Origin of the sequence: Nocardia sp. NPDC058058, assembly GCF_042885355.1 — a bacterium.
Classification (GTDB): domain Bacteria; phylum Actinomycetota; class Actinomycetes; order Mycobacteriales; family Mycobacteriaceae; genus Nocardia.
The window spans coordinates 1,171,212-1,184,777 of the sequence record NZ_JBHVSA010000001.1 but is presented as its reverse complement, the minus strand read 5'-3'; the positions used below and the strand labels follow the sequence as shown (position 1 = coordinate 1,184,777).

The 13,566-nt window shown below is 65.7% G+C and carries 12 protein-coding genes and 1 riboswitch; of the genes, 2 read left to right on the top strand and 10 right to left on the bottom strand.

Annotation, left to right across the window (positions count from 1 at the left end; translation table 11 throughout):
• Positions 1-214: 214 nt before the first annotated feature.
• The 6 genes from ACFVUS_RS05435 to ACFVUS_RS05410 all read right to left on the bottom strand — a co-directional run bounded on the left by ACFVUS_RS05435 (position 215) and on the right by ACFVUS_RS05410 (position 4,626).
• Positions 215-466, bottom strand: a complete 252-nt coding sequence (locus ACFVUS_RS05435) for a hypothetical protein (RefSeq protein WP_387761939.1) — start codon at positions 464-466, stop codon at positions 215-217.
• Between the two features lie 55 nt (positions 467-521).
• Positions 522-1,595 (bottom strand): DNA polymerase domain-containing protein, encoded by a 1,074-nt coding sequence (locus ACFVUS_RS05430; RefSeq protein ID WP_387761938.1) that lies wholly within the window; start codon positions 1,593-1,595, stop codon positions 522-524.
• Positions 1,592-2,707, bottom strand: a complete 1,116-nt coding sequence (locus ACFVUS_RS05425) for an ATP-dependent DNA ligase (protein WP_387761937.1) — start codon at positions 2,705-2,707, stop codon at positions 1,592-1,594. The genes ACFVUS_RS05430 and ACFVUS_RS05425 overlap by 4 nt, the downstream gene beginning before the upstream one ends.
• Before the next feature lie 110 nt (positions 2,708-2,817).
• Positions 2,818-3,213 (bottom strand): cold-shock protein, encoded by a 396-nt coding sequence (locus tag ACFVUS_RS05420; protein ID WP_387761936.1) that lies wholly within the window; start codon positions 3,211-3,213, stop codon positions 2,818-2,820.
• Between the two features lie 43 nt (positions 3,214-3,256).
• Positions 3,257-4,357, bottom strand: a complete 1,101-nt coding sequence (locus ACFVUS_RS05415; RefSeq protein WP_364634857.1) for an SPFH domain-containing protein — start codon at positions 4,355-4,357, stop codon at positions 3,257-3,259.
• A gap of 35 nt (positions 4,358-4,392) precedes the next feature.
• Positions 4,393-4,626 (bottom strand): hypothetical protein, encoded by a 234-nt coding sequence (locus tag ACFVUS_RS05410; protein ID WP_387761935.1) that lies wholly within the window; start codon positions 4,624-4,626, stop codon positions 4,393-4,395.
• A gap of 258 nt (positions 4,627-4,884) precedes the next feature.
• On the opposite strand from ACFVUS_RS05410, the gene ACFVUS_RS05405 reads away from it, so the two are divergent.
• Entirely contained in the window at positions 4,885-6,417 is a 1,533-nt protein-coding gene (locus ACFVUS_RS05405; protein WP_387761934.1) for a DHA2 family efflux MFS transporter permease subunit, read from the top strand.
• A 76-nt stretch (positions 6,418-6,493) separates the two neighbouring features.
• Here the strand turns inward: ACFVUS_RS05405 and ACFVUS_RS05400 are convergent, their stop codons facing one another.
• From ACFVUS_RS05400 to ACFVUS_RS05385, 4 genes are all read right to left on the bottom strand, one after another.
• Positions 6,494-7,810 (bottom strand): nitrate/sulfonate/bicarbonate ABC transporter ATP-binding protein, encoded by a 1,317-nt coding sequence (locus ACFVUS_RS05400; protein ID WP_387761932.1) that lies wholly within the window; start codon positions 7,808-7,810, stop codon positions 6,494-6,496.
• A gap of 15 nt (positions 7,811-7,825) precedes the next feature.
• Entirely contained in the window at positions 7,826-9,556 is a 1,731-nt protein-coding gene (locus ACFVUS_RS05395; RefSeq protein ID WP_387761931.1) for an ABC transporter permease, read from the bottom strand.
• On the bottom strand, positions 9,553-10,254 hold the full coding sequence (locus ACFVUS_RS05390) for an MgtC/SapB family protein (protein WP_387761929.1): 702 nt from the start codon (positions 10,252-10,254) through the stop codon (positions 9,553-9,555). Before ACFVUS_RS05390 ends, ACFVUS_RS05395 begins: the two co-directional genes overlap by 4 nt.
• 203 nt (positions 10,255-10,457) lie before the next feature.
• Positions 10,458-10,631, bottom strand: a riboswitch (M-box (ykoK) riboswitch).
• A 226-nt stretch (positions 10,632-10,857) separates the two neighbouring features.
• Complete coding sequence (locus tag ACFVUS_RS05385; protein WP_387761928.1) at positions 10,858-12,663, bottom strand: alkyl/aryl-sulfatase; 1,806 nt, start codon at positions 12,661-12,663, stop codon at positions 10,858-10,860.
• A 148-nt stretch (positions 12,664-12,811) separates the two neighbouring features.
• Here ACFVUS_RS05385 and ACFVUS_RS05380 point away from each other — a divergent pair, with 148 nt between their 5' ends.
• The gene (locus ACFVUS_RS05380) at positions 12,812-13,471 is read left to right on the top strand and encodes a GAP family protein (protein WP_387761927.1); all 660 of its coding nucleotides are present in this window, start codon (positions 12,812-12,814) and stop codon (positions 13,469-13,471) included.
• Positions 13,472-13,566: the final 95 nt, after the last annotated feature.

The following is a 13,566-nucleotide window of genomic DNA, read 5'->3' as shown; positions in this document are numbered from 1 at the left end:
GCTTACTGTCCTCTTGCGCCCGCTGGCACCCCACTTGCACGCGACCCCGACAGCGTCGTCACGCATCGACCGGTCACCGTGCGCGATTGCCGAAATGTCGTTGCCAGAGCCCGGATGGTGCTCCGGACGCCCGATCACAGCGACCCGGTCCGACCATCGGCAATTCCGCAGCTGGAACAAATCCTCGCGGTACGGGGACGAGCCACGCGCCCGGCTAGAGGCGCGGATCGAAGACCAGCTGGAACCCCGACAGTCTGGTGGTGCCGTCGGGTTGTCGTTCGGCGTCGGCCCAGAATTCGCGGCCGGGCAGCTCGTTGGTTGGCAGTCCGGCCTGGGTCGCTATTTCCTTGGCCGCCCACGACATCGGCGATCGCGCCGGATGCCAGGGTGTTTCGAGGTAGGCGACCGCGGAATCGGCGTCTCCGAACACCAAAACGCAGCGCACCTGGATCCGTTCGCTTCCCACCCTGCCATCATCACCCCTGGGAGCGGCCGCGCGCACCGATCATGCCGGGTCGTGCTCAACCCTCGCCCGGATCGTTCTCCTTACGTGCGCGCGAGGGTTGCACGCGCGGTGGTTCGTTGGGCATTTTCGGGTATTGCGGCGGCCACGGGGCATCCAGCAATCCCGAGGCGAGATCCTTGTCCGACATCTCCAGCAGGGGAGCCAGCGATTGCGGGATGCGGTCGGCCCAGGCGTCGCCGTGTTCGGCCACCCACGCCGGGACCGTCGCGATGGTCATCTCATCGTTGGTGACCGTGTCCAGCACCTCCCAGTCGATGGGGGTGGAGACCTGCGCGCCGACCTTGGGGCGCACACACCAGGCGCCGAAAACCGTTTTGTGCGGGGCGTTCTGGTTGAAGTCGACGAAGACCCGCGAGCCGCGTTCCTCTTTCCACCAGGCCGCGGTGATGGTGTCGGGGTGGCGGCGTTCGAGCTCACGCGCCAATGCCACCGCCGCGGCGCGCACCTGATAGCCGTCCCACTTCGGCTCGAGCAGCGCGTACAGGTGCAGTCCGCGCGAGCCCGAGGTCTTCACGCGCACATCGATACCGAGTTCGGTGCACAGATCCCTTGTGCGCCTTGCGGCTTCGCGCAGATCATCGAATCCGATACCGGGGGAGGGATCCAGATCGATACGCAGTTCGTCGGTGATACCGGTCGGGGGCAGCAGATCGCCGTTGGCGTCCTCGACCTGCGGGGTGGCGGCCTCGAGTTCGGCGCCCGCGTGCGTGGGCCAGACATGAAAACCCAAGCAGCCCAGATTGACCGCCCACAGAATGTGCGCCATATCGGCGGCGACCAGGGCATCGCTGGTGGTGCCGTTGGGGGTGGTGACCACGGTGGTCCGCAACCAGTCCGGCACCGATTTGGGGACGCGTTTCTGGAACCAGGATTTGCCCGAGGCCCCATCGGGATAGCGTTCGAGCAGCACCGGCCGGTTGCCGATGGTGTTCATGATCGGCCCGGCCACCGACAGGTAGTAGTTGGCCAGGTCGAGTTTGGTTTCCCCGCGCTTGTTGAAATAGATCTTGTCCGGATTGGAGAGGGTGACGGTGCGCCCGTCGACCTCGAGTTCGACCGAATCGCTCACCGCGCGGTCCCTTTCGCCTCATCGAAGATGGCCGACAGTTCGGCCGGCGCGACCTCGTCCAGCTGCGCGTAGGTGCACGATTCGGGGGTGCGGTCGGTGCGGAAGCGCACCAGGCGGCCGCCGTGGCGCAACCGCCCCGCCATCACATGCTCATAGCGGACCTCGGCGACCAGTTCGGTGCGCAACGGCTCCCACGACAGATCCTTGCCGCCGGTCCAACGACTCACTCCGCCCGGCATTTTCCCGTCCGCGCGGGCCTGGGCGGCGGCATCGGCCCATTCGCGCCACGGATGATTCTCGAGTGCGTTCACCCGCAGCGGCGCGAGCTCCTCGACGAGTTCCCTGCGTCGTTTGGCGGTGAAACTGCTCGCCACCCCGACGTGATGCAGATTGCCCTCGGCGTCGAACAGGCCCAGCAGCAGCGAGCCGACGCCTTCACCGTCTTTGTGCCAGCGGAATCCGGCGATCACACAGTCTGCGGTGCGCTCATGTTTGACCTTGAACATCACCCGCTTGTCCTGCAGATACGGCAGATCCGCGGCCTTGACCATCACCCCGTCGAAGCCCGCGCCCTCGAACCGGGTGAACCAGTCCTGCGCCACGTCGGGATCATCGCTCAAGGGTGTGAGGTGAATGCGGGTGACGCCGCTGTCGGACGCGCCCCCGGTGTTCTTGTCCAGAATCGTCTCGAGCAGGCGGCGGCGTTCGGCGAACGGTTCCCCGGTCAGATCCTGATCGCCCAGGGCGAGCAGATCGAATCCCACGAAACTGGCCGGTGTCTCCACCGCGAGCTTGTTCACCCGCGAGGCGGCCGGGTGCAGGCGCTGCTGCAGGGTGTCGAAGTCCAGGCCGTTCTCGGTGACGACCACGATCTCCCCGTCGATGACGCATTTGTCGGGCAGCGACGTGGCGAACAGCTCGACCAGTTCGGGAAAGTACCGGGTCAGTGGGCGATCGTTGCGGGATCCGAGTTCGATCTCGTCCCCATCGCGAAACACGATGCACCGGAACCCATCCCATTTGGGTTCATAGCGCAGCCCCGGCTCGCGGGGCAGATCGGAGACCGATTTGGCCAGCATCGGTTTCACGGGCGGCATGACGGGCAGCTCCACACGACCTCCTCGGGTTGGTTCACCCAGGTAGACGACGTGACCGGTGAGAATTCACCGGTCCGCGTCCAGAGAAGATCGTAATGCCGTACTGGTCGGTTTTGCGGAACCGCTCAGTTTTCCAGCCAGCCATGCTGATCGGCGAACGCGGTGAGCCGGTCCCGGATGGTCAGTATTTCCCCGGCCGTGAGCGCCGGGCTCGCGTCCAGCAGCAGTTCGGTGATCAGGCGGCGATGCTCGCCCGCGCTGAGCTGCCCGCCCGGCGCGCGATCCTTGACCTTATGGGTGCGCACCGGTGGCGGCGCACCGGCGACCAGGGCCAGATTGATGGCCTTGGGCCCGCGATCCCCCTCGGTCACATCGAATTCGAACACCCGCCCCTGTCGCAGCTCGTCTTCATCCAGTCCGATGTCATTGACATGGACGAACACGTCCGGCCCACCGTCTTCCGGACGGATGAAACCGAAACCCCGAGAGCTGTCGAACGACACCAATTTCCCGATGGACACCTAAACACCCGCTCCTCGTACGCCGCGTCCCTCTGCGGTAACTCTAGTCCGCGGCACGATCATTGTTGGAAGAAAGTGCCTTTTGCAACGAATTGAACACCGTCAATCCCTGTCCCACCATGCCATTGACGATCTCGCTCACACCCTCGGGACCGTTGAGCACCGTGAGATTGGCATTGGACAGCCCCGCGGCGGCCTGCTTCACGATCTCCGGAAGCTGTTCGATCAGAAGCTGATCCAGCGCGATGCGGTTATTGGACGCCGCGGCCTCGGCCTGGATGCGGGTGCGATCGGCCTCGGCCACGGCCAGGATGCGCACCCGTTCGGCCTCGGCCAGTGCGGGTTTGACCACCTCGGTCTGCAGCTGCTGTTCGCGCAACTCGGCCTGTTTGCGGGCCTGGATGGCCTGCGCGGTGAGCACCTCCTGCAGCGCGGTGGCCTGGGCGAGCGGACCCGCCTGTGCCGCTTCGGCATTGGCCTTGTCGATATCGCGCTGGTACTGCGCGCGCAGCAGCGCGGTCTCGCGCTGATATTCGGCCTGGCGGCGCTGGGATTCCTGTTCGGCCTGCGCGGCGAGCTGGGCGGCGCTGGCCTGGGCGATCTGGGCGTCGCGCTGGATGGCGGCATTGTGCGGGGCGGCCAGGGCGGTGATGTAGCCGAGGTTGCCGTCATCGATGGACTGGATCTGCAGCGAATCCACCCACAGTCCGATATTGCTCATCTCGACCTTGGAGGCGACTAAAACCTCATCGGCCAGTTTCTGGCGCTCGCGAATGATCTCCTCGACCGTCATCGAGCCCACGATCGAGCGCAGATGCCCGGAGAAGATGCGACCGGTCAGCACCGACATCTCACGCTCCTGTTCGGACAGGAACCGTTGTGCGGCATTGACTATCGAGGCGGTGTCATTGGCGACCTTGAACGCGATGACCGCGCGCACATCGAGCTGGATGGCCTGTTTGGTGACACAGCGTTCCTGGATCTCGGCCTCGTACATGGCCAGCGACAGATAGCTGACCTTGCGGAAGAACGGCATCACCCAGGCGCCGTGGCCGATGACCACGCGGAACGGCGCATTGTCCTTGGTGCCCCCGCCGCTGACCAGCATGGCCTCATCCGGATCGGGCACATGATATCCGAGCACTGTTGCCTCCCTTGATGTCTCAGACTTCTGATGTCTCAGATTTCCCCACGATGGTCGCCGGGCAGCGGGATCCACGGCACCACATCCACGATCCGGCCCGGATGCACCGCGATGATCAGCACGGGTGTGCCGGTGTCGAGTGCTTGGTCGGCGCGCGCGATGTACAGCTCGGTTCCCCCTCGGATGGCGACCAGAACCTCTCCGAGTTGGTGTGCGCCCCGGATCGGCGTGGTCAGCGTACCGGTCAGTCCCAGCACCGGGTCGGACATCTCGGGCAACTCCTCGCATTCGCGGTGAATTGCCAGGGTAGTTGCGTTGTTCGGCAATAGTTGGACCGCGCGGTCGGATTTCGCGACCAAATTGATAACTGCATTTTTGCTACCCCTCGGTATTATTTCCGATGCCGCCGCGCGGCCCGAGTTCACGCTGGCCGCATCCGCACTCGTGAAAGGTGCCGAGAAAATGCCCTTGCGCGTCGAGGTGAAAAAATGCTGGTTCCCCGGCCCCCGAGCTGGCAGGCTTAAGCGGTGACCACCCCTCCGGATATACCGGCCACGAATACGGCCGACGATAAACTGGACGCCGGCGTCCTCAAGATCGCCGGTGTCGTCGTGCTCGGCGCCATCATGTCGATCCTCGACGTGACAGTCGTGACCGTCGCCATCCCTACCTTCCAGACGACCTTCGACACCACCTACGCCATCGCGGCGTGGACCATGACCGGCTACACCCTGGCGCTGGCCACCGTCATCCCGCTGACCGGCTGGGCCGCGGACCGATTCGGCACCAAACGCCTCTACATGGCGGCACTGATCTTCTTCGTGCTCGGCTCGATCCTGTGCAGCACGGCCTGGAATATCGAGTCGCTCATCGCCTTCCGCGTCATCCAGGGCCTGGGCGGCGGCATGCTCATGCCACTGGGCATGACGATCATGACCCACGCGGCCGGACCGCAGCGCATCGGCCGCGTCATGGCCGTGCTCGGCGTGCCGATGCTGCTGGGCCCCATCATGGGCCCGATCCTGGGCGGCTGGCTCATCGACAGCTTCTCCTGGCACTGGATCTTCCTGATCAACCTGCCCATCGGCATCATCGCGCTGGCGCTGGCGTTCATCGTGTTCCCCGCGGACCGGCCCGAACCCTCGGAATCGTTCGACTTCATCGGAATGCTGCTGGCCTCACCGGGTTTGGCGCTGTTCCTGTTCGGTGTCTCCTCGATTCCCGGGGAGGGCACCGTCGCCTCGGCCAAGGTGCTGATCCCGGCGATCATCGGCGCGATCCTGTTGGTGGCGTTCGTATATCGGGCGCTGCACACCGAACATCCGCTCATCGATCTGCGCCTGTTCAAGAACCCCTCGCTGCGCTACGCGGTGCTCACCATGACCCTGTTCGCCATGGCGTTCTTCGGGTCGGGTCTGCTGCTGCCCAGCTATCTGCAGCAGGTGCGCGGTGAATCGACCCTGATGGCCGGTCTGCTCATCGCCCCGCAGGGCCTGGGCGCCATGCTCACCATGCCGGTCGCCGGCCGCCTGGTCGACAAGATCGGTCCCGGCAAGATCGTGCTCACCGGTATCTCGATCATGGTGCTGGGCATGGCCTTCCTGACCCAGGTCACCGCCGACACCTCCTACGTGGCACTGTGCGGCGCGCTGTTCGTGATGGGCCTGGGTATGGGCTGCACCATGATGCCGACCATGACCGCCGCCATCCAAACCCTGACCCACGCTCAGGTGGCGCGCGGCTCGACCCTGATGAACATCGTCAACCAGACCGCCGGATCCATCGGCACCGCAACCATTTCGGTGGTCCTGACGAACCTGCTCAACAACCGCCCGCTGGCCGGGGCCGCCATCGGCTCGCGCTCCAACCCGGCGATCGCCGACAATTTGCCCCCGGGCGCGCTGTCCACCGGTTTCGACGAAGCGGCCACCGCCTTCGCCCACACCTTCGTGGTCGCCCTGGTCCTGCTCGCGGTCACCCTCATCCCGGCGTTCTTCCTACCCCGCACCAAACCGAAGAACCCGGAACTGGCCGAAACCCCGGTCGTCGTCGCACACTGAGGTTTTCGCACCAGCGCTTCGCCCCCGCCGATTTCTTCGGCGGGGGCGAACTGCTGTTTCGGGGTGGGCGAACCGCTCAGGAGGTCGCGGACAACCCGGTGGGGTCGGCGGTGATGCGGCCCGAATCGGTGTCGTAGTCGTACAACTCGCCGTAGCGGCCCCAGTCGATGGCGAGTTCGAGTTGGCGGCGGGCGTCCTCGTCGGAGAAGCCGCGGCGCAGCAGGTCGGTGAAGAAGTCGGCGCGGGCGGTGCCGTCGGAACTGCCGATCAGGGCGCTGCAGATGGTGCGGACCAGGGGGGCGCGGCGGCGGGCCTGGGTGGCGAATACGTGTTTGCTGGTGTGGATGTCGGCGGTGGTGAAGTTCGCGCCGACATTGGTCAGGATGACATCGCCGGAATCGGCGATCAGGAAACCCAGTAGCGCGGCGGCATCGACCAGGGGTAGCAGATCGTCGAGTTCGAAATTGAGGTCGTCGGCGATGACCGGCAGGTCCGCGCGGCCGTCCTGGGCGTACACCAATTCCAGCAGACCCGCGATACCGCCGACCGAGGCGTCGGGCAGGGGAGTGACGAAGGGGGTGCCGTTATCGGTTGCGACGGAAGCGATTTCGGTATCGCGGCCGGTGAGCAGACCGTAGATCTGATCGACCAGGGCGATGAAACCGGGCGCGCGGCGATTGCGCGGGCGCGGCAGTTCCACGGTGACCTCGGCGATGATGTGACCGGGGTTGGCGCCCAGCACCACCACGCGATCGGCCAGCTGCACCGCCTCCTCGATATTGTGGGTGACGATGCACACCGCGCGGGTGGGGAAATCGTCCGTGGCCCACAGGTTCACCAGTTCGGTGCGCAGATTCTCCGCGGTCAGCACATCCAGCGCCGAGAACGGCTCATCCATGAGCAGCAGATCCGGCTCGAGCACCAGGGCGCGCGCGAAACCCACGCGCTGGCGCATACCTCCGGACAGCTCTTTCGGATAGGCGGATTCGAAACCATCGAGGCCGATCCGGTCGATGGCCTCCAGAGCGAGTTGGCGGCGGCGTTCGGGGGCGATACCGCGCGCGGCCAGACCGAGTTCCACATTGTCCTGCACGGTCAGCCACGGCATCAGCGCGAATGACTGGAACACCAGGGCCGCACCGGGATTCGCGCCCGTCAACGGCTTACCCCGATAGCGGACCTGCCCGCTGGTGGGTGCCAGCAGACCCGCCACCGTGCGCAGCAGCGTCGATTTGCCCGAGCCCGAGCGGCCCAGTAGCGCCACGATCTCCCCGTCGCGCACCTGCATATTCACGTGTTCGAGCACATTGAGGCGCTCACCGGCCGCGCCGGTGAAGGACATGCCGACATCGTCGATGTCGATCAGGACCTCTCCGGTGGTCGCGTTCGTCATGAGAGTTCCTTTCGTTCAGAGTGAATAGCGGCGCTGGGCCAGGGCGTAGAGGCGACGCCAGAACAGGCGGTTGATCCCGACCACGTAGGCGCTCATCACCAGCACGCCCACCAGAATGCGAGGGCTGTCACCGTCGCGGGTGGCCTCGGCGATGTATGCGCCCAAACCTGTGGCCACCAGCGTGGTGTCGCCGTACGGGACGATCTCGGCCACGATCGAGGCATTCCATGCCCCGCCCGCCGCGGTGATCGCGCCGGTGACATAGCTGGGAAAGATGGCGGGCAGAATCAGCTTGCGCCACCACAGTTTTCGCGGCAGCCGCAGACTCGCCGACGCCTCGCGCAGGTCATTGGGGACCGCGGCCGCGCCCGCGATCACATTGAACAGGATGTACCACTGCGCGCCCAGGGCCATGAGCAGGATGCCGGCCCATTGCAGGCTCGCCCCCGTGGCCACCAGTACCGCGGTCACCAGCGGGAACAGGAAGTTCGCCGGGAAACTCGCCAGCACCTGCACGATCGGCTGCGCGATCCGGGACACCTTGGGGTTCAACCCGATCCACACCCCGATCGGCACCCAGATCGCGGTCGCGAAGATCAGCAGCACGATGACCCGGCCCAGGGTGATCGCGCCCAGGTACGCCGCGTGCGCGACCTCACCGAAACCGACCGTGCTGTCGATATAGCGCAGCATGTAGTAGCAGCCCACCGCCAGGGCGGCGGCGACCACGACGGTGAACAGCACATCGTTTGCGCGGCGGCGCTTTTCGGGCACATACAGTTGATGCTCGGCCAGTCCGAACACCCGCATCACCCGGTCCATCGGATACACCAGCGGACCGAACACCCGGCCCAGCAGTTCCGGAATATGCGAGCGGCGCAGCACATCGAGCACCAGGCTGCGCGGTGCGTCCGCGGCCTCGGACTCCTCATTGCGGAAACGTTCGGCCCACACCGTGATCGGACGCCAGAACAGCACATTGAGGCCGATCACCATGATCACCATCGTCACGATCGCCAAAAGGATTTTGGGCGTATCGCTTTCGGCGGTCGCCGAGGCCACATAGGACCCGATCCCGGGCAGCGCGTACGAGCGGTTGTTGACGCTGATCGCCTCGGCCGCGGTCAGGAAGAACCAGCCGCCACCGAAACTCATCATCGCGTTCCACACCAGCGGGAACATGCCGCTGGGCACATCCAGACGCCAAAACCGTTGCCAGCGTGACAATCTCAGATTCCGGGCGGCCTCATCGAGTTCGCGCGGCTGCGAGATCAGGCTGTGGTGGAACGCGAACGCCATATTCCAGGCCTGGGAGGTGAAGATCGCGAAGATCGAGGCCGCCTCCAACCCCAGCGACGATCCCGGGAACAGCGCGATGAACCCGGTCACCGTCACCGACAGGAAACCCAGGATCGGCACCGACTGCAAGATATCGAGCAGCGGCAGCAGCACCTTCTCCGCGCGCGGCAAACGTGCGGCCGCGGTGGCGAATACGAAGGTGAACGCGATCGACAAACCCAGCGCCAGGAACATCCGCAGCAGCGACCGCGCCGCGTAGTACGGCAGCTCGGCCGGATCGGTGGAAATGCTCGACGGTGCGCTGGCATCGTCGAACGGCACATCCATGCCCGCCGACACCCGCACCGCCAGCCAGATCAGGATCGCCGCGCCCGCGAACACCGCGATATCGGCCCACCGCGAGCGCGGACGATCCAGCACACCCCGACTGGGGTAGGTGGTGCTCACGCCTCCACCTCGGTCTGGGGCACCGTGCGCCAGCCCACGCTGGTCACCGACGGCTCCAGGCTCAACCGGCTCACCGCGGACTCCATCTGCCGATCATCGCGGCGATCCCCGGTCAGCTCGGCACGCACCTCGACCCGATTGGGCTCGACATTGTGGCTCGAGATCGACACCAGCCGGAAATCGGTGCGGGCCAGCGACTGCACCAGCAGCGAACGCACAGCAGCCTCGTGATCGTCATCGGTGCGGGCGGTGAACGCGTACAGCGCCTCCACCACGCCCTCGGCCGGGCGATCCACCGCGCGCGCAGCGGTGCGCAGCGCGGTATTGACCACCACCACCGCGACCGTGCCCGCCGCGGCGGTGCTGTACATCCCGGCACCGGCCAGTGCGCCGACCGCGGCCGCGCACCACAGCGTGGCGGCGGTATTGAGCCCGCGGATATTGAACCCGTCGCGCAGGATCACCCCCGCGCCCAAGAAGCCGATACCCGAAACAATTTGTGCCGCAACACGAGTCGGGTCGGCGTCCTTACCGCTGAACCCGTGTGCGGACAACAGCACGAACAGTGTCGCCCCGGCCGCGACGAGCGCGTTCGTGCGCAGTCCGGCCATACGTGCCCGGTACTGGCGCTCGAACCCGATCACCGCGCCGAGCCCGACGCCCGCGCCGAGCCGCAGCAACATTTCCCACGTGGTCATGACGCCCTCCAACTAAGAGGTCGGCGCACTCGTCAAGGCACGCTACAGGCAGGAAACCAGCCCGCAGCGGAGAAATGAAGTGTCGCCTGGTGAACGATTGGCTAACGGAACTCTGTCCGATCCGTCGGGCACGACGATCACCTCCACACCCACCGCGCGAACGCGCCACCAGGGAGTGGATCCGGCACGGGACGGCCGGAAACGGTAACCACTCCTCGTAAGACCTTCAGCACTCCACGGCGTAACCCACAACGGGTGTGGGAGCCGGTCGGGATCACCCCTTAATCCGGGGAGACCTGTCCTGACCCGGGGCGTCTCTCGACGTTCGGGGTCGCCGGCCTATATCCGCAGAGGAGCCTCAGCTAACGACGGCACCTTGCGTCAGCGAGTAAACACCCCGGCGCGGGGTCCGGGCAACTCATGTGACGAGCGCAACTGTGCGACTCGCCCGCACCGGCCCGCACCGGCCGGACCCGATATCGCGGCCCGAGCAGCCCCCGCATACAGCGGCTCCGGACGGCGAAAGATGCCGTCCGGAGCCGATTTTCGCCGCGCCCGCCCCGGTCGGCAGCGGCCGGGGCGGGCGCGATCAGGAGGTGGCGATCAGGGGGTGACGATCGCGAACGCGGGATCCTGCTCATCGAGCAAACCCAGCAGGCGTTGCAGCACGGACGGATCACCGTCCACGGTCAGGCCGTCGAGCCCGCCGCCCGCGAGCAATCCGAGCAGTTGGAGTTTGGTCAGCGATACGGTCAGATCCACCTGCGCCGCCGACCGCGGATCGGGGGTGCGGATGAGCGCGCCATTGGACAGCGCCGTGCGCAGTGTGCTGTTCAGATCCGTGAAATGCCAATCGATTACGAGCGATTCGGCGGCCGCGCGCGGGCCGTTGATGCGAATCGCGACGGTGTCGAACAGCTGCTCGACACTCAGCGCCGCGGCCATACCGCCACCGAGATCCAGCGCGGGCGGGGTGATGCCCTCGCGCAATTCCTTCGCACCGGTCAGATAGAACCCGCGCCATGTCGCGTTCTCCGCGCCGTACCCGAGCCGGGTGTACACCTCGGCCAGCGCCTCGCGCGCGGACTTGTTGTCCGGGGCCGCGAATACAGCGTGTTTGAGCAGTTCGGCGGCGAAGCGCAGATCACCGTCGGCGGCGTACTTGCGGCCCTGTTCGACCGTCGCGTCCACACCGCCGATCACCGCGACATAGCGTTCGGCCAGCGCGGTCGGGGGATGCTGCCACAGCGAGCTGGGGTGCCCGTCGAACCACCCCAGGTACCGCTGGTAGACGGCCTTGACGTTATGGCTCACCGAACCGTAGTAACCCCGTGCGTGCCAAGCGTTTTCGAGTCCCGGCGGCAGGACGAAGTCCTCGGCGATCTCGATACCGGTCAAGCCCTGGTTCATCATGCGCAGGGTTTGATCGTGCAGGTAGATGTAGAGATCGCGCTGTTCGGACAGGAACCGCACCAGGTTCTGCTCACCCCAGGTCGGCCAATGGTGCGAGGCGAACGCGACATCGGAGTCGGCGGCGAACAGTTCGATCGCCTCATCGAGATAGCGCGACCACATGCGCGGATCCCGCACCAGCGCACCGCGCAGGGTGAGCAGATTGTGCAGGTTGTGCGTGGCGTTCTCGGCCACGCACAGCGCGCGATGGTTGGGGAAATGGAAGTTCATCTCCGCCGGAGCCTCGGTGCCCGGGGTGATCTGGAAGACGATCGGCACACCGTCGATCGTTTCGCGCTGACCGGTGTGGGTGATGTCCAGCGTCGGCGGAATCAGTCCGAGGGTGCCCTGCGAGGCCTGCAAACCCAGACCGGTGCCGACCTGCCCCTGCGGTCCGACCGGCAGGGTCACCCCGTACATGTAGTTGCCGCGCCGCCCCATCGCGGTGCCGGCGTACACGTTCTCGGCGACGGCCTCGGCCATGAATCCGGCCGGGGCCAGAATCGGGATATCGCCCGCGCCATCGGGCAGCACACCCATGACACCGCCGAAATGGTCACCGTGCGAATGCGTATAGATCACTCCGGTAACCGGTCGATTGCCACGATGCTCTCGATAGAGCGCGAGCCCGGCTGCGGCGCATTCGGCGGAAATCAGCGGATCGATGACGATGACCCCGGTATCACCTTCGACCAGAGTCATATTCGAGATATCGAAACCGCGAATCTGATAGATGCCCTCGACCACCTGGAACAGGCCGTTGGTGCGGCAGAGTTGACTCTGCCGGAACAGGCTCGGATTGATCGTTTCGGGGCATTCGCCATCGAGGAAACCGTACTCGGCCAGGTCGAATACCACCCGCCCATCGGCCGATCGGATCGTCACCGGATCGAGCGTGGCGATGAAACCCCGCTCGGCATTGTCGAAATCGGTGCGGTCGGTGAAATCCAGCGCCATACGGGCTCCTTCGATCGGCGGTCTGCTTCCCCGTCGATGCTCCCGCACTCGCGCACCCGGCGGTTCACACGACACGGGTGATATCTCGTCGGCACATCTTGTCCGTGTCGTTGCCCGAAATACGATTGCCAGCAAATAGCTTTGAGGAGTGGGCACTGTAATCGGAGACCTGTTGCCACTCGGTATCGGCGTGGCGGTATCGCCGATACCGATCGTGGCCGCCATCCTCATGATCCTGTCCAGAAACGCCTCCGGCGCGGGCAACGGCTTTCTCGCGGGCTGGGTGCTCGGTGTCGTGGCGGCGACCGCTCTCATCTGTGTGATCGCCGGTTCGGTGGGCATCACCGACGGCCGGGAGCCCTCGACGACCGGATCGTGGATCAAGGTCGTGCTCGGGCTCGGCCTCCTGGTACTGGCCGCCAACCAATGGCATGAGCGCACCGACACCACCCCGCCGGACTGGATGAACGCCCTCGATCGGCTCACCGCGGTCCGGGCCGCCGGACTCGGCGTACTGCTCTCGGCGGTGAATCCGAAGAACCTGCTGCTGTGCGTCTCGGCGGGCGTGGCGATCGGATCCAGCCCGATCAGCGCCGGTGGCAAGATCACCGCGCTGATCGTGTTCACCGTGCTGGCTTCGGCGAGCGTGGCGGCGGTGGTGCTCGGCTACGCGATCGCCGCCGACCGCGTCCGCCCCGGACTCGACAGCGCCCGAAAGTGGTTGCAGGACAACAATCACGCGGTCATGGCGATCGTTCTGCTGGTGATGGGCGCGGTGGTGCTCGGCAAAGGCATCGGCGGCCTCTGACCCCGACCGCGATCATGGATTACTGTGTCGGCGTGGGGTTTACAGAATTCTGACGGGAAGGTGGCGTGCTGCGCGAGCGCCGCCACTCCCTGACC